The organism is Pseudomonas brassicacearum (genome assembly GCF_003732225.1).
GTDB classification, from domain to species: domain Bacteria; phylum Pseudomonadota; class Gammaproteobacteria; order Pseudomonadales; family Pseudomonadaceae; genus Aquipseudomonas; species Aquipseudomonas brassicacearum_E.
In genome coordinates, this window is record NZ_MOBJ01000015.1 from 50863 (window position 1) to 71636 (window position 20774).

21 protein-coding genes and 1 pseudogene are annotated in these 20774 nt (G+C 60.8%); 12 read left to right on the forward strand and 10 right to left on the reverse strand.

Annotated elements, in window-relative coordinates; all coding sequences use genetic code 11:
- Nucleotides 1–62: 62 nt before the first annotated feature.
- The 3 genes from trpB (at nt 63) to BK659_RS22000 (ending at nt 2666) form a co-directional block, all read left to right on the forward strand.
- Nucleotides 63–1298 carry a tryptophan synthase subunit beta gene (gene trpB, locus BK659_RS21990; RefSeq protein WP_123427036.1) on the forward strand — a complete coding sequence of 412 codons (1236 nt, stop codon included), beginning with the start codon at nt 63–65 and terminating at the stop codon, nt 1296–1298.
- Nucleotides 1298–2110, forward strand: coding sequence for a tryptophan synthase subunit alpha (gene trpA / locus BK659_RS21995; RefSeq protein ID WP_123427037.1), 813 nt, complete (start codon nt 1298–1300; stop codon nt 2108–2110). Before trpB ends, trpA begins: the two co-directional genes overlap by 1 nt.
- A 124-nt stretch (nt 2111–2234) precedes the next feature.
- Nucleotides 2235–2666, forward strand: a complete 432-nt coding sequence (locus BK659_RS22000) for an anti-virulence regulator CigR family protein (RefSeq protein WP_123427038.1) — start codon at nt 2235–2237, stop codon at nt 2664–2666.
- 136 nt (nt 2667–2802) lie between these two features.
- On the opposite strand, the gene BK659_RS22005 is transcribed toward BK659_RS22000, so the two are convergent.
- Nucleotides 2803–3129: a DOPA 4,5-dioxygenase family protein gene (locus tag BK659_RS22005; protein ID WP_123427199.1), complete on the reverse strand. Its 327-nt coding sequence runs from the start codon at nt 3127–3129 to the stop codon at nt 2803–2805.
- Nucleotides 3130–3185: 56 nt separating this feature from the next.
- The gene (locus BK659_RS22010) at nt 3186–4136 is read right to left on the reverse strand and encodes a choline sulfate utilization transcriptional regulator (protein WP_123427039.1); all 951 of its coding nucleotides are present in this window, start codon (nt 4134–4136) and stop codon (nt 3186–3188) included.
- Nucleotides 4137–4250: 114 nt separating this feature from the next.
- Between BK659_RS22010 and betC the strand changes: the two genes are divergently transcribed.
- From betC to BK659_RS22025, 3 genes are all read left to right on the forward strand, one after another.
- On the forward strand, nt 4251–5765 hold the full coding sequence (betC, locus tag BK659_RS22015; RefSeq protein ID WP_123427040.1) for a choline-sulfatase: 1515 nt from the start codon (nt 4251–4253) through the stop codon (nt 5763–5765).
- A 15-nt stretch (nt 5766–5780) separates the two neighbouring features.
- Nucleotides 5781–6713 (forward strand): choline ABC transporter substrate-binding protein, encoded by a 933-nt coding sequence (gene choX / locus BK659_RS22020; protein WP_123427041.1) that lies wholly within the window; start codon nt 5781–5783, stop codon nt 6711–6713.
- A 166-nt stretch (nt 6714–6879) separates the two neighbouring features.
- Nucleotides 6880–8448: a SulP family inorganic anion transporter gene (locus BK659_RS22025; protein WP_123427043.1), complete on the forward strand. Its 1569-nt coding sequence runs from the start codon at nt 6880–6882 to the stop codon at nt 8446–8448.
- Between the two features lie 115 nt (nt 8449–8563).
- Here the strand turns inward: BK659_RS22025 and aroE are convergent, their stop codons facing one another.
- The gene (aroE, locus tag BK659_RS22030; protein ID WP_123427045.1) at nt 8564–9385 is read right to left on the reverse strand and encodes a shikimate dehydrogenase; all 822 of its coding nucleotides are present in this window, start codon (nt 9383–9385) and stop codon (nt 8564–8566) included.
- A 104-nt stretch (nt 9386–9489) separates the two neighbouring features.
- Nucleotides 9490–10398 carry an oxygen-dependent coproporphyrinogen oxidase gene (gene hemF / locus BK659_RS22035; protein WP_123427047.1) on the reverse strand — a complete coding sequence of 303 codons (909 nt, stop codon included), beginning with the start codon at nt 10396–10398 and terminating at the stop codon, nt 9490–9492.
- 179 nt (nt 10399–10577) lie between these two features.
- On the opposite strand from hemF, the gene BK659_RS22040 reads away from it, so the two are divergent.
- Entirely contained in the window at nt 10578–11555 is a 978-nt protein-coding gene (locus BK659_RS22040; RefSeq protein WP_123427049.1) for an NADPH:quinone reductase, read from the forward strand.
- Nucleotides 11556–11688: 133 nt separating this feature from the next.
- On the opposite strand, the gene tsaC is transcribed toward BK659_RS22040, so the two are convergent.
- From tsaC to BK659_RS22055, 3 genes are all read right to left on the reverse strand, one after another.
- Nucleotides 11689–12246: an L-threonylcarbamoyladenylate synthase type 1 TsaC gene (tsaC, locus tag BK659_RS22045; RefSeq protein ID WP_071552626.1), complete on the reverse strand. Its 558-nt coding sequence runs from the start codon at nt 12244–12246 to the stop codon at nt 11689–11691.
- Nucleotides 12247–12297: 51 nt separating this feature from the next.
- Nucleotides 12298–13401, reverse strand: coding sequence for a DNA-processing protein DprA (gene dprA / locus BK659_RS22050; protein ID WP_123427051.1), 1104 nt, complete (start codon nt 13399–13401; stop codon nt 12298–12300).
- Between the two features lie 80 nt (nt 13402–13481).
- Nucleotides 13482–14507, reverse strand: a complete 1026-nt coding sequence (locus tag BK659_RS22055; RefSeq protein ID WP_123427052.1) for a LysM peptidoglycan-binding domain-containing protein — start codon at nt 14505–14507, stop codon at nt 13482–13484.
- 171 nt (nt 14508–14678) lie between these two features.
- Between BK659_RS22055 and def the strand changes: the two genes are divergently transcribed.
- From def to BK659_RS22080, 5 genes are all read left to right on the forward strand, one after another.
- Nucleotides 14679–15185 carry a peptide deformylase gene (gene def, locus BK659_RS22060; RefSeq protein ID WP_123427054.1) on the forward strand — a complete coding sequence of 169 codons (507 nt, stop codon included), beginning with the start codon at nt 14679–14681 and terminating at the stop codon, nt 15183–15185.
- 66 nt (nt 15186–15251) lie between these two features.
- Nucleotides 15252–16211: a methionyl-tRNA formyltransferase gene (fmt, locus tag BK659_RS22065; RefSeq protein WP_123427056.1), complete on the forward strand. Its 960-nt coding sequence runs from the start codon at nt 15252–15254 to the stop codon at nt 16209–16211.
- Nucleotides 16208–17518, forward strand: coding sequence for a 16S rRNA (cytosine(967)-C(5))-methyltransferase RsmB (rsmB, locus tag BK659_RS22070; RefSeq protein WP_123427058.1), 1311 nt, complete (start codon nt 16208–16210; stop codon nt 17516–17518). The genes fmt and rsmB overlap by 4 nt, the downstream gene beginning before the upstream one ends.
- A 23-nt stretch (nt 17519–17541) precedes the next feature.
- Entirely contained in the window at nt 17542–18915 is a 1374-nt protein-coding gene (gene trkA, locus BK659_RS22075; protein WP_123427060.1) for a Trk system potassium transporter TrkA, read from the forward strand.
- Nucleotides 18916–19076: 161 nt separating this feature from the next.
- Entirely contained in the window at nt 19077–19391 is a 315-nt protein-coding gene (locus BK659_RS22080; RefSeq protein ID WP_123427061.1) for a tetratricopeptide repeat protein, read from the forward strand.
- A 16-nt stretch (nt 19392–19407) separates the two neighbouring features.
- Here BK659_RS22080 and BK659_RS22085 read toward each other — a convergent pair whose 3' ends face one another.
- The 3 genes and pseudogenes from BK659_RS22085 to BK659_RS22095 form a co-directional block, all read right to left on the reverse strand.
- Complete coding sequence (locus BK659_RS22085; protein ID WP_123427063.1) at nt 19408–19647, reverse strand: PilZ domain-containing protein; 240 nt, start codon at nt 19645–19647, stop codon at nt 19408–19410.
- 71 nt (nt 19648–19718) lie between these two features.
- On the reverse strand, nt 19719–20606 hold the full coding sequence (locus tag BK659_RS22090) for a lysophospholipid acyltransferase (RefSeq protein ID WP_123427065.1): 888 nt from the start codon (nt 20604–20606) through the stop codon (nt 19719–19721).
- A gap of 51 nt (nt 20607–20657) precedes the next feature.
- Nucleotides 20658–20753, reverse strand: a pseudogene (locus BK659_RS22095) (DNA-3-methyladenine glycosylase I); the annotation flags it as partial.
- Nucleotides 20754–20774: the final 21 nt, after the last annotated feature.

Here is a 20774-nt window from a genome sequence, read left to right on the forward strand (position 1 = left end):
CGTGGAACGTCAGGGGTAGAGTGAACGCCATTGCCACTTCACGTATTCAACTGGAGCGCCCCATGACCCAGACTAATCTGCGCAACGGCCCTGATGCCAACGGCCTGTTTGGCGCGTTCGGCGGCCGCTACGTTGCCGAAACCCTGATGCCGTTGATCCTCGACCTCGCCCGCGAATACGAAGCGGCCAAGGAAGATCCTGCATTCAAAGAAGAATTGGCCTACTTCCAGCGCGACTACGTCGGCCGTCCAAGCCCTCTGTATTTCGCCGAACGCCTGACCGAATTCTGCGGCGGCGCGAAGATCTACCTCAAGCGCGAAGAGCTGAACCACACCGGCGCGCACAAGATCAACAACTGCATCGGCCAGATCCTGCTGGCGCGGCGCATGGGTAAAAAACGCATCATCGCCGAGACCGGCGCCGGCATGCACGGCGTGGCGACCGCCACCGTGGCTGCACGTTTTGGCCTCGATTGCGTGATCTACATGGGCACCACCGACATCGAGCGCCAACAGGCCAACGTGTTCCGCATGAAGCTGCTGGGCGCCGAAGTGATCCCGGTAGTTGCCGGCACCGGCACCCTGAAAGACGCGATGAACGAAGCCCTGCGTGACTGGGTGACCAACGTCGACAGCACCTTCTACCTGATCGGCACCGTGGCCGGCCCACACCCTTATCCGGCAATGGTCCGCGACTTCCAGGCGGTGATCGGCAAGGAAACCCGCGAACAGCTGCAAGCCCAGGAAGGTCGCCTGCCGGACAGCCTGGTGGCGTGCATCGGCGGTGGTTCCAACGCCATGGGCCTGTTCCACCCGTTCCTCGATGATAAAAGCGTCGAAATCATTGGCGTTGAAGCAGCAGGTCATGGCATCGAAACCGGCAAACACGCGGCCAGCCTGAACGGCGGCGTACCGGGCGTGCTGCACGGCAACCGGACCTTCCTGTTGCAGGACGACGATGGCCAGATCATCGACGCCCACTCGATCTCCGCCGGTCTCGATTACCCGGGTATCGGTCCGGAACACGCTTGGTTGCATGACATCGGCCGCGTCCAGTACACCTCGGTAACTGACCACGAAGCCCTCGACGCCTTCCACAAATGCTGCCGCCTGGAAGGGATTATTCCTGCACTGGAAAGCGCCCACGCCCTGGCCGAAGTGTTCAAACGCGCACCGACCCTGCCGAAAGATCACCTGATGGTGGTCAACCTTTCCGGCCGTGGCGACAAAGACATGCAGACCGTGATGCACCACATGGAGCACTCTCAACAAGAGCACTCCCAGCAGGAGAAACACTGATGAGCCGCCTGCAAACACGCTTCGCCGAACTCAAAGAACAGAACCGCGCCGCCCTGGTGACCTTCATCACCGCCGGTGACCCGAGCTATGACACTTCGCTGGCGATCCTCAAGGGTTTGCCAGCAGCCGGCGCCGACGTGATCGAGTTGGGCATGCCCTTCACCGATCCGATGGCCGACGGTCCGGCGATCCAGCTTGCCAACATCCGCGCCCTGGGCGCCAAACAGAACCTGGCGAAAACCCTGCAAATGGTTCGCGAGTTCCGCAAAGACAATACCGACACTCCACTGGTGCTGATGGGTTACTTCAACCCAATCCACTACTACGGCGTACCGCGCTTCATCAGCGATGCCAAAGAAGCCGGCGTCGACGGCCTGATCGTGGTCGACATGCCACCCGAGCATAACGCCGAGCTGTGCGACCCGGCGCAAGCGGCAGGCATCGACTTCATCCGCCTGACCACCCCGACCACCGACGACGTGCGCCTGCCAACCGTGCTCAATGGCAGTTCCGGTTTCGTTTACTACGTGTCGGTAGCCGGTGTGACCGGTGCTGGCGCGGCGACCCTGGAACACGTCGAAGAAGCCGTCACCCGTTTGCGTCGCCACACCGACCTGCCGATCAGCATCGGTTTCGGCATCCGCACACCGGAGCAAGCGGCGTCCATCGCCCGTCTGGCAGACGGCGTGGTGGTGGGTTCGGCGCTGATCGACCACATCGCCAACGCGGCCACACCTGAGCAGGCCATCGACGGCGTACTGGGCCTGTGCTCGGCGTTGTCCGAAGGTGTGCGTAAAGCCCGCGTCAGCTAAGAGTAAAGTTCCTGATACAGAGGAATTAAGTGCCCGGCACCGCAGACTAAATAGCAAGACCCAGGGGTTTGGAACCGAGTTCTGAGCCCCTTTTTTTGCTGTGGACGCTGTGAGGAAGACCCAAATGAAAATGCCCAAACGCTTGATCGCCAGCCTGGGTGTATTGATGCTCGGCGCCACGCCCTTGCTCCACGTAAGCGCCGATGAACGCGACGATCATGATCGCGGCGGCCCGCGGTATGAGCATCGTGGCGATGAACACCGCGAGCATGGCCCTGAATACAGACAGCCACCTCGGGACTTCGGTCCGGTACGCGAAGTGATCCGCGTCAACCACGGGTATTTCGTACGCGGTGCGCCACCACCGCCGGGCGTTCGCTGGGTCAGAGGCCAACCTTTGCCGCGCGGCTACTACGGCGAACGCCTGGACAGCCGAGCCCTCGAACACTTGCCGTACTACCCGGGTTACGAATGGCGACGCATGGGCGGCGACATTGTGCTGATCGCCATAGGCACCGGGGTGGTTTATGAGGTGCTGGAGGGTGTGCTGTATTGAGTGTTGATCAGGGTTTTGTGTAGTCCGAACCGCCGTCATCGCGAGCAAGCTCGCTCCCACATTGAAATGCGTTCCCCTGTGGGAGCGAGCTTGCTCGCGATGAGGCCCTGACAGGCAACCTAGCTCTCAAACCTGCTCAAAAAATCGACAAATCCAGTGGCCGTATCGCACCCATCCAGATCGCATGGTCAGTGTGGTCGGCCAGGTCATCACCGGTATCCGGGTGCACAAACACCACCAAACCTTTGCGATTGAGCGCCAGCCACGGCAGCACTTCGCCAAGCTGCTCCGGCGCGAAGGCCAACTGGCAGCTCCAGTCCGGGTGCGGGCCTACCGGCCGTTCGTGCACCCGGCCCATCGTCAGCGGAAACAACTGCGCAGCCTGCTCACACAGGGCTCGCGCCTGGTCGATGGTGTTTGCGTCGAAGTAAACGTGGGCGTGGTAGCCCTTGATCCGTTGCATGCCCTTGATCTGTTGCATAGCGTTCTCGTGTCTTGGGATTCATTCCAGCCGCAACGCTACACCGCAATCGACGGCAGGGCCAAACCTGTCAGCGACTCCGCGCTGCTGGCCTGTTCGGTCATCAGCCAGTCAACGAACTTCTGGATCAGCGCGCTGCGGCGTTTGCGCTGGGGCAGGACCACGTAATAACCGAAGCTCGACATCGCCGTCTCGGCAATCGGCCGGCACAACAAGCCTTGCGCCAGCAAGTTATCCACAAGGTGTCGCCAACCGATGGCCACGCCCTGGCCACCAATCGCCGCTTGAATCAGCAGCGTGTAATTGTCGAAGCGCAACTGCCCCGGCGCGGGAGGGGTGGCGATGCCCAAGGTGCGGAACACGCCGCTCCAGTCGAACCAGTGGCTGCTGTTTTCGCCGCGCAAATGCAGCAACGGCAACTCTTGCAGAGCGTGGGCAGGCAGGGGCACCGCGCGGTCTTTAAGCAGCAGCGGGCTGCACACCGGAAATACTTCTTCGCTGAACAACCAATGACTTTCACCCTGTTTGAAACGCCCATCACCAAACAGCACGGCCACGTCAATGTCGGTGCGCAGCATGTTGTGGCTGCGCTCGCTGGTGACCAGGCTGACGTCCACCTGCGGATTGGCTTCATGAAAACGGTGCAGTCGCGGCATCAGCCAATACGCGGCAAAGGCGAAGTCGGTGGCCACCTGCAACACCTCGTGCTGATGCTGGGCGCTGATCGCATTCAGCCCGGCGTCGATGCTCTGCAAACCGGCCTGCACTTGCTCGAACAGAATCGCCCCGGCCTCGGTCAGCTCGATACCTCGGTAGATGCGGTCGAACAGCCGCGTACCGAGTTGCTCCTCCAACCGTTTGATCTGCTGGCTGACAGCCGGTTGCGTGGTGCCCAGCTCCACTGCCGCGGCGGTGAAGCTGCGATGACGCGCAGCGGCTTCAAAGGCGCGGAACAGGTCCAGGGACAAATCACCAAGGGCGTCATACATAAGCTGTTCTTATCCTAGTCATTGCCTGGCGTGGGCTTTACCACGAAGTGCGTGGGCTACATCCTCGATCACAGCACTTTCGCATAACTCCTCACTATGGAATGCCGCGATCACATGAAGCGCAAGAACATTCTTTTCATCATGGCCGATCAAATGGCTGCGCCCCTGTTGCCGTTCTACGGCCCATCGCCGATCAAGCTGCCCAACCTGAGCCGCCTGGCCGCGCAAGGCGTGGTATTCGACGCCGCGTATTGCAATAGCCCGTTGTGCGCACCTTCGCGGTTCACCCTGGTCAGCGGCCAGTTGCCGAGCAAGATCGGCGCCTACGACAACGCGGCGGATTTTCCTGCAGACGTGCCGACCTATGCCCACTACCTGCGGCGCCTCGGCTACCGCACCGCGTTGTCCGGCAAGATGCACTTCTGTGGTCCGGATCAGCTGCATGGCTACGAAGAACGCCTGACCAGCGATATCTATCCGGCTGACTACGGTTGGGCAGTGAACTGGGATGAACCGGACGTGCGCCCGAGCTGGTATCACAACATGTCCTCGGTGCTACAGGCCGGGCCCTGCGTGCGCACCAATCAGCTGGATTTCGATGAAGAGGTGGTGTTCAAGGCCCAGCAGTACCTGTTCGATCATATCCGCGAAGACGGCGATCAGCCGTTCTGTCTGACCGTGTCGATGACTCACCCACACGATCCGTACACCATTCCCAAAGCCTTTTGGGACCTGTACGACGACAAAGATATCCCGCTGCCGGAAACCCCGGCGCAAACCGATCTCGATCCGCATTCCCAGCGTCTGCTCAAGGTTTACGATCTGTGGGGCAAGCCGCTGCCTGTGGATAAGATTCGCGATGCGCGGCGCGCCTATTTCGGTGCGTGCAGCTATATCGACAGCAACGTCGGCAAACTTCTGCAAACCCTCGAGGATACGGGGCTGATCGACGACACCATCATTGTCTTTTCCGGTGACCACGGCGACATGCTCGGCGAGCGTGGGCTCTGGTACAAAATGCACTGGTTCGAAATGGCCGCCCGCGTACCGCTGCTGGTCAGCACGCCGGGGCAGTTCGCTGCTGGGCGAGTCAGTGCTGCGGTGTCCACCGCCGATCTGCTGCCGACCCTGGTGGAATTGGCCGGTGGCAGCCTGGAACCCGGTTTGCCACTGGACGGTCGCTCGCTGGTTCCACACTTGCAGGGGCAGGGCGGGCACGACGAAGTGTTCGGCGAGTACATGGCCGAAGGCACGATCAGCCCGCTGATGATGATCCGCCGTGGCGCGTACAAATTCATCTACAGCGAAGACGACCCATGTCTGCTCTTCGATGTGCACAACGATCCGCACGAACAGGAAGAACTCAGCCAATCCGTGCAACATCGCCAGATGTTCGACGATTTTCTCGCCGAAGCACGCGCTAAATGGGATATCCCGGCAATCCACCAACAGGTGCTCGCCAGCCAGCGTCGACGACGTTTCGTCACTCAGGCGCTGACCCTCGGCAAGCTGAAGAGCTGGGACCACCAGCCGCTGGTCGACGCCAGTCAGCAGTACATGCGCAACCACATCGACCTTGATGATCTGGAGCGCAAAGCACGTTATCCACAACCCTGCCAAAACCAATAACGTAAGGGGAAGAACATGCAAAGGTTATCCATAGTACTGACGGCGGGGCTGCTGGCCTTGAGCAGTGTGTCGGCCTACGCCGAGCAAAGCTGCGACACGGTGAAGATGGCGGACCCGGGCTGGAGCGACATCGCCGCGACCAACGCCATCACCGGTTTCCTGCTTGAAGGCATGGGTTACAAGGCCAAGGTCGACACCCTGGCGGTGCCGATCACCTTTGGCGGGCTCAAGGATGGCCAGGTCGATGTGTTCCTGGGCAACTGGATGCCGGCGCAGCAGGGTTTCTACGACAAGTTCGTGGCCAATGGCGATGTCACCCAACTGTCGAAGAACCTCGACGGCACCGAGTTCACCCTGGCGGTACCGGACTATGTGTGGGACGCCGGTGTGCATGACTTTGCCGACCTGAACAAATACGCCGAGCTACACCCAAAAGAAGTTGATAAAAAGATCTACGGCATTGGCTCCGGCGCGCCGGCGAACATCTCGCTGCAAGAGATCATCAAGAAGAACGATTTCGACCTAGGCCAATGGAAGCTGATTGAGTCCAGCGAACAGGCGATGCTCGCCGAAGTGTCCCGCGCGGTGAAAAAACAGAAGTTCGTGACCTTCCTCGGCTGGACCCCGCACCCGATGAACGTGCAACTGAAAATGCATTACCTGAAGGGCGGCGAGAAGTACTTCGGCGACACCGGCAGCGTCCACACCCTGACCCGTAAAGGTTATGCACAGGCCTGCCCGAACGTCGGCAAACTGCTGACCAACCTGAGCTTCACCCAGGAGATGGAGAACAGCATCATGGCCGAGGTGGTGAACAAGAAGGTCAGCAACGCCGATGCGGCGAAGGCGTGGATCAAGGCTAATCCGGCAGTGCTGGAGAAGTGGCTGGACGGCGTGAAAACGGCGGATGGGAAGGATGCATTGTCAGTGGTCAAAGCCAAGTTATAAAGTCCGAGGACGCCATCGTCGGATCGCCGCCCGGAGCAAGCTCGCTCCCACAGGGAAATGCGCGAACCTGTGGGAGCGAGCTTGCTCGCGAATCGACTTTTGCCCTTGCACCGCCGCAACTGAAACACCACCCTGAAGCATTTTCAGTCACTCACCGAGAGGATCCATGGCAATCCCCAACCGCCATAAACTCTTCCCCTTTCTCAGCTGGCTGCCCAGGCAAACCCGCGCCAACGTCGGCCGCGATCTTGTCGTTGGCCTCAGCGGGGCGATTCTTGCGTTGCCGCAATCCATTGCCTACGCATTGATCGCCGGGTTACCCGCCGAATATGGCTTGTACGCCGCCATCATTCCGGTGTTGATCGCCTGCCTCTGGGGTTCCTCCTGGCATTTGATCTGTGGCCCGACGGCGGCAATCTCTATCGTTCTTTACGCCAGCGTCAGTCCCTTGGCCGTGCCCGGCTCCCAGGATTACGTCACGCTGATTCTGCTGCTGACCTTCCTCGCCGGTGTTTTCCAGTGGCTGCTGGGCATGTTGCGCTTCGGTGCCTTGGTGAACTTCGTCTCGCACTCGGTGGTGCTGGGTTTCACCCTCGGTGCGGCGGTGGTGATCGCCCTCGGGCAGTTGCCGAACCTGTTGGGGCTGGACCTGCCGAATCAGGCCACGGCGTTGAACAGCCTGATGTCATTGATCGGCGACATCGGCGCGCTGGATAAACCGTCGCTGGTGCTGGGCCTCGTCACGCTGGCGGTAGGCATCGCGCTGAAACTGCTGCTGCCGCGTTGGCCGAGCCTGCTGATCAGCCTGATCTTCAGCGGCCTGTTGGTGTGGCTGTGGCCATCGATGTTTGGCCATGTGAAGTTGGTCAGCTCATTCGTGGGCCGGTTGCCGCCGTTCAGCCCGTTGCCGCTGGATCTGGACCTGATGTTGCGTCTGCTGCCCAGCGCGGTGGCGGTCGGCATGCTCGGGCTGGTCACCAGCCTGTCGATTGCCCGCTCGTTGTCGGCGCGTTCGCAGCAGTTGCTCGATGCGAATCAGGAAGTTCGCGCGCAGGGGCTTTCGAACATTGTCGGCAGTTTTTTCTCAGGCTCCTTGTCGGCCGGCTCCTTCACCCGTTCAGGTTTGAGTTATGAAGCGGGCGCCTGCTCGCCGTTGGCCGGGGTGTTCTCGGCGCTGTGGGTGGCGTTGTTTGCGGTGGCTGGGGCGGCGCTGATTGCGCATATCCCGATTCCGGCCATGGCCGGGAGCATTCTGCTGATTTGCTGGGGATTGGTGGACCATCGCGGCATTCGCGCGTTGTTCCGGGTCAGCCATGCCGAATTCGCGGTGATGGCACTGACCTGCGTCGCGACCTTGCTGCTGGAGCTACAAACGGCAATCTATGCCGGTGTGCTGGTCTCGCTGTTCTTCTACCTCAAGCGCACCTCACAACCCCGCGTGCAGCAGTGGCGCGAAGGCGATGAAGAGATTCTGCGGGTCGGCGGCTCGATCTTCTTCGGCGCCAGCCACTACCTGCAAGTGCGTTTGCAACGCACTCAAGGGTTGAAGGTGGTGATCGAAGGGCAGTACATCAACTTCATCGACTATTCCGGCGTGGAGATGCTGCACCAGGAAGCGCGACGACTGCTCAGACAAGGCCGCAGCCTGATCCTGCGCCGGGCGCGGGGGCATGTGGTCGAGGAGTTGATGAAGCTCGAAGGACCGGAGAAATGCCCGATCCGGTTCGAGGATTAAACCGACATCACGATGGCCCCCTGTGGGAGCGAGCTTGCTCGCGATGACGCCAGCAACTTCCAGCACTGATGTGACTGACAGATGGCTATCGCGAGCAAGCTCGCTCCCACATTGGTTATAACGCCAACTGCCGACGGAGTTCGGCCAGCACCGGTGCGGTGTCCGGGCGTACGCCGCGCCACAGGAAGAATGCTTCGGCGGCCTGTTCGGCGAGCATCCCCAAGCCATCCATCGACACCGCAGCGCCGTGTTCGCTGGCCCAGCGGCAGAACGAGGTCGGTTCCTTGCCGTACATCATGTCGTAGCAAACGGTCTTGCCCGGTTCGATCAGGCTGCTGGCAATCGGCGGTACATCGCCTGACAGACTGGCCGACGTTGCGTTGATGATCAGGTCGACCGGCTCACGTAGCCAGTCGAAACCACTGGCAGACACCGGGCCGAGATCGGCGAACAGTTCGGCCAGCAATTCGGCTTTTTCCACTGTACGGTTGGCGATGATCACCGACGCCGGCTGCTCGGCCAGCAACGGTTCCAACGCGCCACGCACCGCACCGCCTGCGCCCAGCAGCAGAATGCGTTTACCGCGCAGGCTGAACCCGGCGTTGACCATCAAATCCCGCACCAGCCCGGCGCCATCAGTGTTGTCACCCAACAGGCTGCCATCCGCCAGTTTGCTCAAGGTGTTGACCGCACCCGCTCGCTGCGCCCGTTCCGTCAGGCTATTGGCCAGACGATAGGCCTCCTCCTTGAACGGCACCGTGACGTTGGCGCCACGACCTTCGTTGAAAAACGCCCGGGCACAACCGGAAAAGTCATCCAGCGGCGCCAGCAAGGTGCTGTAGTCCAGGTGCTGAGCGGTCTGCTCGGCAAACAGGCGATGGATCAACGGCGATTTGCTGTGGCCAATCGGATTACCGAATACGACGTAACGGTCCATCAGGATTCCTCATTCGCGTAGGAGCTGCCGAAGGCTGCGATCTTTTGATCTAAATCGGCGCAACGCCTTGAACAGATCGCAGCCTTCGGCAGCTCCTACAGGGGTTAGGCCAACCAATCGCGGTCTTGCAGGAAATACTCGGTCAGGCGCGCTTCTTCGCTGCCAGGCTCGGCCTTCCAGTCGTAGCCCCAGCGCACTTGCGGCGGCAGCGACATGAGGATCGACTCGGTACGCCCACCCGATTGCAGACCAAACAGCGTGCCACGGTCGTACACCAGGTTGAACTCGACGTAGCGCCCACGACGAAATTCCTGGAACTCGCGCTGCTTCGCGGTGAAGGCTTGCGCCTTGCGACGCTGGACGATTGGCAGATAAGCGTCAATGTAAGCGTCGCCGATGGCACGCATGAAGGCGAAGCAGGTGTCGAAGTCCCACTCGTTCAAGTCATCGAAGAACAGGCCACCGATACCCCGAGGCTCGTTGCGATGCTTGATGTGGAAATAGCTGTCGCACCAGTCTTTATAACGGCTGTAGACGTCCGGACCAAACGGCGCGCAGGCCTGCGCGGCCACGCGGTGCCAGTGCACGCAGTCTTCTTCATTGCCGTAGTAAGGGGTCAGGTCGAAGCCGCCGCCAAACCACCAGACCGGCTCTTCGCCTTCTTTCTCGGCGATGAAAAAGCGCACGTTGGCGTGGGAGGTCGGTACATGCGGATTGTGCGGGTGAATCACCAGCGACACGCCGAGGGCTTCGAAGCCGCGTCCGGCCAGTTCCGGCCGATGAGCGCTGGCGGAAGGCGGAAGACCGCTACCAAAGACGTGTGAAAAGTTGACGCCGCCCTTCTCGATAACTGCGCCGTTTTCGATCACCCGCGTACGACCGCCACCACCGGCAGGCCGGGTCCAGGCGTCTTCGACGAAGCGAGTACCACCGTCTTCGGCTTCCAGCGCGGCACAAATACGGTCTTGCAGGTCGAGCAGGTAGGCTTTTACGGCCTCGGTGCGGGTAGTCATGGCATCACCTTGAATCGGGCAAAGCTACGCGGCGCTCGATCAGAACGGCGGCCGGCGCAAATGGGCGCGTAGCATAACACTGCACTCGTGACCGTCGCAGTTGACGAAGATCAAGCTTAGGAGTCCGATAGGGACCTTCGCCGAAAGACTGACGGCAAACACACCCAAGGAGAGTGCAGATGGCCAAACGTATCCAGTTCCGAGCCCATGGCGGGCCCGAAGTGCTTGAGTATGTGGATTATCAGCCTGCCGAGCCGGGCCCGCAGCAGGTGCGCGTGAGCAACAAGGCCATCGGCCTGAATTTCATCGACACCTATTTCCGCAGCGGCCTCTACGCACCGCCAACCTTGCCATCGGGCCTGGGCGCAGAAGGCGCTGGCGTGGTCGACGCGGTGGGCCGCGATGTCACGCGTTTCAAGGTCGGTGACCGCGTGGCCTACGGCAGTGGCCCGCTGGGCGCTTACAGCGAGATGCATGTACTGCCGCAAGACAATCTGGTGCATCTGCCGGACGCTATCAGCTTCGAACAGGCAGCGGGCGTCATGCTCAAGGGCCTGACCGTGCAGTACCTGTTGCGTCAAACCTATGAGCTCAAAGGTGGCGAAACCATACTGTTCCACGCCGCTGCCGGCGGTGTCGGTTCGCTGGCCTGCCAATGGGCCAAGGCCTTGGGCGTGAAGTTGATCGGTACCGTCAGTTCACCTGAGAAAGCCGCGCTGGCAAAAGCCAACGGCGCCTGGGCAACCATCGACTACAGCCATGAAAACGTCGCACAGCGGGTGCTGGAGTTGACTGACGGCAAAAAGGTCCCCGTGGTGTACGACGGCGTCGGCAAGGACACCTGGCTGACCTCGCTCGACAGCGTGGCGCCACGCGGATTGGTGGTGAGCTTCGGCAACGCGTCGGGGGCGGTGGACGGCGTGAACCTGGGGATTCTCGCCGCGAAGGGCTCGCTGTACGTGACCCGGCCAACCCTGGGGACTTACGCCAACAATGCCGAGAACCTGCAAACCATGGCCGATGAGCTGTTCGCGATGATCATCAGCGGTAAGTTGAAGGTGGACATCAGCCAGCGTTATCCACTGGCTGAAGCGGCGAAGGCACACATTGAGTTGTCGGCGCGGCGTACTACCGGGTCGACGGTGTTGCTGCCTTAAGTATCAGGGTGTTTGGAAGGGCCTCATCGCGAGCAAGCTCGCTCCCACACTGAATCGTTGTCGTACACAAAATCTGTGTTCACTAAAGATCTACTGTGGGAGCGAGCTTGCTCGCGATGGGTTCACCTCGGTCTTAAGCCGGGCGCACAACCTTGCCAGTCGCCAGATCGCGAATCAGGCTGGGATTTTTGCGCCCACCCAGATTACCGCCCAGCACCAGGTCGATTTGCCCACGGAAATACTGCTCGACGCGAATTCGCGTGCGCGCTGCCGGCCGGCCTTGCGGGTTGGCTGAAGTCGACACCAACGGCCCGACCAACGCACACAAGTCCCGCACTTGCGGATGATCGCTGACCCGCAGCGCCACGGTCTCGTGTACCCCGGTGATCCATTGCGGCAGCATGTTTTGATGGGGCACCAGCCAGGTGTTCGGCCCCGGCCAGGTACTGGCCATGCGATCCATCCACAGTTCCGGGAAGTCTTCGAACAGGAAGTCGAACTGGCGAATGTTGTCGGCAATCAGGATCAGGCCCTTTTCCACCGAACGGCCCTTGATCGCCAGCAAACGATACACCGCCTCTTCGTCCCACGGGTCGCAACCCAGGCCCCAGACGGCTTCGGTTGGATAGGCAATCACCGCCCCTGCGCGAATTTCTCGTGCGGCTTGTTGCACACGCCAACTGTTGACCATTACCGACTCTCCAAAATAAGGCTGTGCGCAGTTTACCGATCTTTTATGAACCTAGCTTACGCGCGCAAACCAGCGTCCGCCTTCGCTCACCGCCCGGCCATCCATTTCAAGCTCTGTCAGCGCGGCCAATACCTTCGGCAACGCCCATCCCGCCGCGTCGGCCAGGGCCTCACTGGTATGCGGCGCGGCAAACAGCAGGCACAGCAACGGGTGATCGATGGCGGCCGGGGCCTCTGTGGATAACGGCAGATTCTGCCAACCGCGCAGGCCTTCGAGGATATGTTCGATAGTTTCCACCAACACTGCGCCATCGCGGATCAACTGGTGGCAACCACGGGCGCCGGGATGATGGATGGAGCCTGGAATCGCATACACCTCGCGCCCTTGCTCCGCCGCCAGCCTGGCGGTGATCAACGAGCCGCTGGCAACACTGGCCTCGACCACCAGCACCCCGAGGGACAAACCGCTGATAATCCGGTTGCGACGCGGGAAGTTGCTGGCCTGTGGCCCGGCATCCAGCGGAAACTCGGACACCACCGCGCTGCCCTGGGCAATCATCGCGTCGGCAATTCGTCGATTGCGCTGTGGATAAAAATTTTCCAGTCCGGTGCCGAGCACTCCAACCGTCTGCCCACCCACATCCAATGCGGCCTGATGCGCCGCCGCATCGATGCCCAATGCCAAGCCGCTGGTGATGACAAAACCGGCGCCCGCGAGGCTGCGAGAAAACGCCGTGGCGGTGTCCATCCCCGGCCTTGATGCGCGTCGGCTGCCGACCATCGCCAACTGCGGTTTTTCCAGAATGCCCGGATCGCCCGCGACGAACAGCAGCGGCGGTGGATCACTGATTTCTGCCAGCAGCGCCGGGTAGCCAGGTTGGTCAAACATCAGTAAATACTGGCCCTCACGCTCTAGCCAGGCCAATGCGTGGTAGGCGCCGTCGCGAATTTCAGGGCTACGCCTGGCCTCGGCACTGGCCGCTGGCAACCCCAACGCACGCCAGGCACTGGCCGGGGCGCTGATGGCTTTTGAGGCCGAGCCAAAGGCTTCGAGCAGCTTTTGAAAACGTCGTGGTCCGAGTTCCGGGAGGCGATGCAAACGCAAACGCGCTTCCAGTTCTGCCGGCGAAACCTGCGTAGGGGCAAACAGCGGCATAAGATCATCCTTGATCGTTATTGGTCCTGTTGAGTCAGGAACAAGCTGTGGATAAGTCTGTTGGTAACTTGTTGAGTCTTTTACGGATTACGCACCTTGTCCATCACCGCCAAGGAGCGCGAGGCGTTGAGCACCAAGCCATAACTGAGCTTTTCGTAGGTGCGGAAGATCATCAGCAAACCGGCGCGCTCATCCGGGATTTTCACCTGCTCGCCCGTCACCCGGTCACGCACGGTTTCACCGGTTTTCATCACCACCAGCACGTTGCCTTCGACCAAACCGTCGCGCAGGCCCTTGTTCAGGGTCACCACATCAAGCACGCCGATCTGCGTAACACCCCGTGGCACGTCGATGATCAAGCCGTGAATATCGGTTGTGGGTGCGCTGGGCATGAAGGTCGAATTGATCGCCCGCTCTTCGCCGCTGAACAAGCGGTCGCCGAGGCGAACCTCTTGGGTCGTGCGTTGCAAGGCAAGGGTCGCTACGTCGCCTTCAGTGGCGATGATCTCGCCGCCGCCGATGTCATCGGCGTTGATCCCCAGGAACTCTTTGCTTTGCGGGTCGCTGTAGACCTTGCCCTGACGGAAAATGCCGTACACCGAATGCGCCGGGTCGAACTTTCCGCGCGCGTAGATGCGATCGCCCATGCCACTGAGCACCCGTTCGGCGTCACCGGCAACGATATACGGCGCCTTGTTGAAGTCTTCTACGTTGTCGATGATGCGGTTGCTCAACAGGAAGCTGTTGATGGATCGCAGCGGAATACTCGGAATGGCGTCGGCCATCGGTGTGCTACGCACTTGTGGCGAGAGCTTGATAGTGCCCCTTGAAGCCCCGCGATTGACGGTCAGGCGCGGTTGCCCGTTGATATAGACCAGCGACAGCGAGTCGCCGGGATAGATCAGGTTCGGGTTTTCGATTTGCGGGTTGGCCTGCCAGAGTTCGGGCCACTTCCAGGGTTCGCGGAGATATTTCCCCGAAATGCCCCAGAGCGTGTCACCCGCCACTACGGTGTAATGCTGTGGGAAACCTTCCTTGAGTTGCACTTGTCCGTGTGCGAAACCGGCCGAGGCTAGAAGCAGCAAGGCGAGTAGTGATTTCCTCATGCAGTGAATCCCTTTATTATGTGCATTCGAGTAGAACGCCGGAGCCCCCGTGGCTCGCTCCCCTCTTGCTAATGAAAAGAAGGGAACTACGTTTTACAACGGTAGCCTGCATCTTCGGACCCGCCAGGCAATCGGCCCAGACTTTACTTCACACGTGCAGCAATTACGCTTATGGCTATTTTGAACATCCTCGAATTTCCCGACCCGCGCCTGCGTACTATCGCCAAACCAGTGGCCGTAGTGGACGACGAAGTGCGGCAGTTGGTCGATGACATGTTTGAAACAATGTATGAAGCACCCGGCATCGGCCTCGCGGCAACCCAGGTCAATGTGCACAAACGCGTCGTGGTCATGGACCTTTCCGAAGACCGCAGCGAACCTCGGGTGTTCATCAACCCCGAGTTCGAAACCCTGACCGACGAGATGGGCCAGTATCAGGAAGGCTGCCTGTCGGTACCGGGCTTCTACGAAAACGTCGACCGCCCGCAACGCGTCAGGATCAAGGCCCTGGACCGTGACGGCAAGCCGTTCGAGCTGATCGCCGAAGAGCTGCTGGCGGTGTGCATTCAGCACGAATGCGACCACCTCAACGGCAAATTGTTCGTCGATTACCTGTCCACGCTCAAACGCGACCGCATCAAGAAGAAACTGGAAAAGCTCCATCGCCAGAACGCTTGATGCCCTTCCAAAGGCTTGCTGCGGCAAGCCTTTTTCTTTTCCGCGTGTTTCCAACCGAGAATTCCCATGACTGAGCCACTGCGCATTGTCTTTGCCGGCACCCCCGAATTTGCCGCCGAACACCTCAAGGCCCTGCTCGACAGCCCTTACGAGATCGTTGCGGTCTACACCCAACCGGATCGTCCGGCGGGCCGTGGGCAAAAGCTGATGCCGAGCCCGGTCAAGCAGTTGGCTCTGGAGCACAACATCCAGGTGTTGCAGCCGCCAACCCTGCGCAACGCCGACGCCCAGGCCGAACTGGCCGCGCTCAAGCCGGACCTGATGGTCGTCGTGGCCTACGGCCTGATCCTGCCGCAAGTGGTGCTGGATATTCCGCGCCTGGGCTGCATCAACAGCCACGCCTCGTTGCTGCCACGCTGGCGCGGTGCGGCGCCGATCCAGCGCGCCGTCGAAGCGGGTGACCGTGAAAGCGGCGTGACCGTGATGCGCATGGAAGCCGGCCTCGACACCGGGCCGATGCTGCTCAAGGTCACTACGCCAATCAGCGGCGCTGACACCGGCGGCAGCCTGCATGACCGTCTCGCCGAGATGGGTCCGCCGGCAGTCATTCAGGCAATTGCCGGTCTGGCCGCCGGTACGCTGGAAGGTGAAGTGCAGGACGACAGCCTCGCCACTTATGCTCACAAATTGAACAAAGACGAAGCGCGCATCGACTGGAACCGTCCAGCGGTCGAATTGGAACGTCTGGTTCGCGCGTTCAATCCGTGGCCGATCTGCCACAGCACGCTCAATGGCGAAGCCTTGAAAGTGCTGTCCGCCAGCCTCGCCGAAGGCAAAGGCGCACCGGGCGAGATCCTCAGCGCCAGCAAGGACGGCTTGATCGTCGCCTGCGGTGAACAGGCGCTGTGCCTGACCCGTCTGCAATTGCCCGGTGGCAAGGCGCTGAACTTCAGTGACTTGTTCAACAGTCGTCGTGAGAAATTTGCCCTGGGCACCGTCCTGGGCCAAGCGGTGGAAGCCCAATGAATCCGCGTCTGGCCGCCGCCAAGGCACTGGCCGCCGTCCTTAACGGCAAGGCCTCGCTGAACAGTTCGCTACCGACGCAGCTGGACAAGGTCGAAGACCGCGATCGCGGTTTCACCCAGGACCTGGCCTTCGGCACCGCACGCTGGCAGCCGCGCTTGTCGGCGCTGGCGGCCAAGTTGCTGCAAAAGCCCTTCAAAGCCGCTGACGCCGATGTCGAAGCGCTGTTGCTGGTCGGCCTCTACCAACTGCTTTACACCCGCGTCCCGGCTCACGCCGCCATCGGTGAAACCGTGGGTTGCGCCGACAAGCTGAAAAAGCCCTGGGCCAAAGCCTTGCTCAACGCTGTACTGCGCCGCGCCCAACGTGAAAGCGAAGCGCTGCTGGCCGAGCTTGAGCACGATCCGGTGGTGCGCACCGCCCACCCGCGCTGGCTGCAAAAATCCCTCAAGGCTTTCTGGCCTGAGCAATGGGAAGCCATTTGCGCGGCAAACAACGCGCACCCGCCGATGATCCTGCGGGTCAACCGTCGTCATCATTCCCGCGATGCCTACCTCGCCTTGCTGAGTGATGCCGGCGTTGCAGCCAAACCGTGCGTGTTTAGCCAGGACGGCATCGTGCTCGACACGCCGGGCGATGTGCGCCAGCTGCCGGGCTTTGCTGAAGGCTGGATCAGCGTGCAGGACGAAGCCGCACAACTGGCGGCGGATCTGCTGGACCTCGCGCCGGGCCAACGGGTGCTCGATGCCTGCTGCGCACCGGGCGGCAAAACCTGTCATATCCTCGAAGTCGAGCCCAAACTGGCCGGCGTGGTGGCCGTGGACCTGGAAGCCAAGCGTCTGGTTCGCGTGCGGGAAAACCTTGAGCGGCTGGGCCTCAGCGCCGAATTGATCGCCGCCGACGGCCGCGACACTCAGGCGTGGTGGGACGGCAAGCCGTTCCAGCGCATCCTGCTCGACGCACCGTGCTCGGCGACCGGCGTCATTCGCCGGCACCCGGACATCAAATTGACCCGCCAGCCGGATGACATCGCCGCGCTCGCGGTGCTTCAAGGTGAGTTGCTGGACGCAATGTGGCCGACCCTCGAAGTCGGCGGCATTCTGCTGTACGCCACCTGCTCGACCTTGCCGACTGAAAACACCGAAGTCATCGAAGCCTTCCTCGCTCGCACATCGGGCGCTCGCGAACTCGACATCGCCAGCCAGGCCGGCATCAAGCAACCGCATGGCCGCCAGTTGCTGGCGCAAGAGGGCGGTCACGACGGGTTCTATTACGCCAAGCTGATCAAGATTGCCGCCGCACGCGGTTAAGCGGATTTCAAGGGAGTGACCGGATGAAGATCATCATCCTCGGCGCCGGGCAGGTGGGCGGCACACTGGCGGAACACTTGGCCAGCGAAGCGAATGACATCACCGTGGTCGACACCGACGGCGAACGCCTGCGTGACCTCGGTGACCGCCTCGATATCCGCACCGTGCAAGGTCGTGGCTCGTTCCCGACGGTGCTGCGCCAGGCCGGTGCCGACGACGCCGACATGCTGGTGGCGGTGACCAACAGCGATGAAACCAATATGGTCGCCTGCCAGGTCGCGCATACCCTGTTTCACACGCCGACCAAAATCGCCCGGGTGCGCGAAGCCGCGTACCTGACCCGCGCCGGCCTGTTCGACAACGACGCGATTCCGGTCGACGTGCTGATCAGCCCGGAACAGGTAGTGACCCACTACATCAAGCGCCTGATCGAGCATCCCGGCGCCTTGCAGGTGATCGACTTCGCCGAGGGCAAGGCCCAGCTGGTGGCGGTCAAGGCTTACTACGGCGGGCCGTTGGTAGGGCAGCAACTGCGCCAATTGCGCGAACACATGCCGAACGTCGACACCCGCGTGGCGGCGATTTTCCGCCGTGACCGGCCGATCCTGCCGCAAGGCGACACAGTGATCGAAGCCGACGACGAAGTGTTTTTCATCGCCGCCAAAGCGAACATTCGTGCAGTGATGAGTGAAATGCGCCGGCTCGACGAGAGCTACAAACGTATTGTCATCGCTGGTGGCGGGCAGATCGGCGAACGGCTGGCCGAGGCTATCGAAAGCCGCTATCAGGTGAAAATCATCGAGATGAACCCGGCGCGCTGCCGCCACCTCTCGGACACCCTCGACAGCACCGTGGTGTTGCAGGGCAGCGCCTCGGACCGCGATTTGCTGCTGGAAGAGAACATCGCCGACGCCGATCTCTTCCTGGCGCTGACCAACGATGACGAAGCCAATATCATGTCGTCACTGTTGGCCAAACGCCTGGGCGCGAAGAAGGTGATGACCATCATCAACAATCCGGCCTACGTCGACCTGATTCAGGGCGGTGACATCGACATCGCCATCAGCCCGCAACTGGCGACCATCGGCACCTTGCTGGCCCACGTGCGCCGTGGCGATATCGTCAGCGTGCACTCACTGCGCCGCGGTGCGGCAGAAGCCATCGAGGCCATTGCCCATGGCGATGCGAAGTCGAGCAAGGTCATCGGCAAGGCCATCGAAAACATCGTCCTGCCGCCAGGCACTACCATTGGTGCGATCATTCGTGACGAAGAAGTACTGATCGCCCACGACGACACGGTGATCGAAGCTGGCGACCATGTGATTCTGTTCCTTGTGGATAAAAAGCATATCCGCGATGTGGAGAAGTTGTTCCATGTGGGGTTGAGCTTTTTCTGATCCTGGATTTGTGCTGACAGGCCTGGCCTCATCGCGAGCAAGCTCGCTCCCACATTGGATTTGCGTACGCCACAGATCAAATGTGGGAGCGAGCTTGCTCGCGATAGCTATCTTGAAAACTCACATCCCTTGCTGACGCCCCCCTTAGAAGGAAGCTACCGATGCTCGAATCCCTCGAAAAAATGCTCGCCAAGGGTGTGGATAACTCGCTGCTACGCTTCGGTCTGGGCAAGGGTTATCTGGATCTGGGCGAAAATGCCCAAGCAGCCGAGCATTTCAGCCGTTGCGTGGAATTCGATCCGAAGTATTCGGCAGCCTGGAAGTTGTTGGGCAAGGCCCACTTGGCGCTGGCTGACCATGCAGCCGCCCGTCAGGCTTGGGAGCAGGGCCTGGAAGCCGCCCGCGCTCACGGCGACAAGCAGGCAGAAAAGGAAATGACGGTGTTTCTGAAGAAGCTTGACCGGTTGAAAAACTGATCAAAAAACGCTCAATTCAAAGGTAACGCAGTCCGATGCCTTCAGCGTCGACCAGCACCACTTCCATGCGCACTCGCGGCGCACCGCACGGCAAACCCTGCACCTGGCCATAGACCACCGCGCCCTTGGCCAACGCCGCGAGCGTCGGATGCTTCACGTAGACGCCACTGGCGGAAAGGTTGCGAGTCTGGCCCAGGCACTCGCCGAAACTCTCGTGCTGGATCTTGATTCGAAATGACTTACGGTGTTCGGACATCTTCTGCGCCCTTGATTGAACGGTTGTGGATAACCCCAGCCCAAGGTTATCCACAGATCATGCCAATGGGATCAATACCAGCGCTCTTCACCCGGCGGGCGTTTCTTGAAGCGCTTCATGCTCCACATGTACTGGCTCGGGTAAGCCCGCACGTACTTCTCGACGATCTGGCTCATGGCCGCGCAGGACGTCTCGGTATCGGTGCTGTACATCGCCTCGGGCGCGGCTTCCAGGATCACTTTGTAGCCTGAACCGTCCGGCAGGCGCAGGGCGTGCAGGAAGACGCCGACCGCTTTGCCGCCCGCGAGCATATTCGGCACGAACTTGCTGGTCAGGGCCTTGGTGGCAAAGAAGGGCACGAAGATCCCGGCGGATTCGGCCGGTTCCGGGTCAGCGGGTATGCCCACCGCACCACCTTTGCGCACTTCCTTGATGACGCTGAGGATACCTTCCTTGGTGGACGCCGCCACGCGGTTGCCCAATTGCACCCGTTGTTTGCGCAGCAATTCATCCACTGCCTTGAGCTTGGGTGGACGGTAGAAAATAATCGGTTTGCACTGGCTGCAATAGAAGTGGTTCAACACTTCCCAGTTGCCCAGGTGGCTGGTGATGCCGACCACGCCTTTGCCGGAAGCCAGCGCGTCCTTGAGCACGTCCAGACCTTCGACTTCACGCACCAGGTCGATAGAGCGCTGGGCCGGCCAGATCCAGGCGCAGGCGCTTTCGGTCAATGATTTGCCGATGTCCATCAGGCTCTGTCCCACTAAACGCTCGCGCTCGGCGGCGTCCATGTCCGGGAAACACTTGGCGAGGTTGATGCGCACCACGTCGCGGGAACGGTTGGGGGTTTTCCACATGACCCAGCCAATCGCCGCGCCTACCGTTTGCACCGCCCGCCACGGGAGCAGGGCAAACAAACGCAGAGCGCCTACCAGCAAGGCGCCTTTAAACTTATCCACAGGTCACTCCTGATCTTCTGAACCGACGTAATGATCCGTATCGCGAGCCGGCTATTCTAACCGCCCACTGCGCAAGATGGCGTAGCGATCACAATCGGTGGTGTGATCCATGACCATCCCCGAGGCCTGCGTGCAGGCGTAGTCAATTCGCATGGCACGATTTTACTG

Coding starts and splice junctions, on each gene's coding strand:
- BK659_RS22040 (WP_123427049.1), top strand. CDS start 10,578: ATGGCCAAACGTATCCAGTTCCGAGCCCATGGCGGGCCCGAAGTGCTT.
- tsaC (WP_071552626.1), bottom strand. CDS start 12,246: ATGGTCAACAGTTGGCGTGTGCAACAAGCCGCACGAGAAATTCGCGCA.
- BK659_RS22005 (WP_123427199.1), bottom strand. CDS start 3,129: ATGCAACGGATCAAGGGCTACCACGCCCACGTTTACTTCGACGCAAAC.
- aroE (WP_123427045.1), bottom strand. CDS start 9,385: ATGGACCGTTACGTCGTATTCGGTAATCCGATTGGCCACAGCAAATCG.
- dprA (WP_123427051.1), bottom strand. CDS start 13,401: ATGCCGCTGTTTGCCCCTACGCAGGTTTCGCCGGCAGAACTGGAAGCG.
- rsmB (WP_123427058.1), top strand. CDS start 16,208: ATGAATCCGCGTCTGGCCGCCGCCAAGGCACTGGCCGCCGTCCTTAAC.
- BK659_RS22025 (WP_123427043.1), top strand. CDS start 6,880: ATGGCAATCCCCAACCGCCATAAACTCTTCCCCTTTCTCAGCTGGCTG.
- choX (WP_123427041.1), top strand. CDS start 5,781: ATGCAAAGGTTATCCATAGTACTGACGGCGGGGCTGCTGGCCTTGAGC.
- BK659_RS22000 (WP_123427038.1), top strand. CDS start 2,235: ATGAAAATGCCCAAACGCTTGATCGCCAGCCTGGGTGTATTGATGCTC.
- BK659_RS22010 (WP_123427039.1), bottom strand. CDS start 4,136: ATGTATGACGCCCTTGGTGATTTGTCCCTGGACCTGTTCCGCGCCTTT.
- trpB (WP_123427036.1), top strand. CDS start 63: ATGACCCAGACTAATCTGCGCAACGGCCCTGATGCCAACGGCCTGTTT.
- BK659_RS22080 (WP_123427061.1), top strand. CDS start 19,077: ATGCTCGAATCCCTCGAAAAAATGCTCGCCAAGGGTGTGGATAACTCG.
- fmt (WP_123427056.1), top strand. CDS start 15,252: ATGACTGAGCCACTGCGCATTGTCTTTGCCGGCACCCCCGAATTTGCC.
- betC (WP_123427040.1), top strand. CDS start 4,251: ATGAAGCGCAAGAACATTCTTTTCATCATGGCCGATCAAATGGCTGCG.
- hemF (WP_123427047.1), bottom strand. CDS start 10,398: ATGACTACCCGCACCGAGGCCGTAAAAGCCTACCTGCTCGACCTGCAA.
- def (WP_123427054.1), top strand. CDS start 14,679: ATGGCTATTTTGAACATCCTCGAATTTCCCGACCCGCGCCTGCGTACT.
- BK659_RS22085 (WP_123427063.1), bottom strand. CDS start 19,647: ATGTCCGAACACCGTAAGTCATTTCGAATCAAGATCCAGCACGAGAGT.
- trkA (WP_123427060.1), top strand. CDS start 17,542: ATGAAGATCATCATCCTCGGCGCCGGGCAGGTGGGCGGCACACTGGCG.
- trpA (WP_123427037.1), top strand. CDS start 1,298: ATGAGCCGCCTGCAAACACGCTTCGCCGAACTCAAAGAACAGAACCGC.
- BK659_RS22055 (WP_123427052.1), bottom strand. CDS start 14,507: ATGAGGAAATCACTACTCGCCTTGCTGCTTCTAGCCTCGGCCGGTTTC.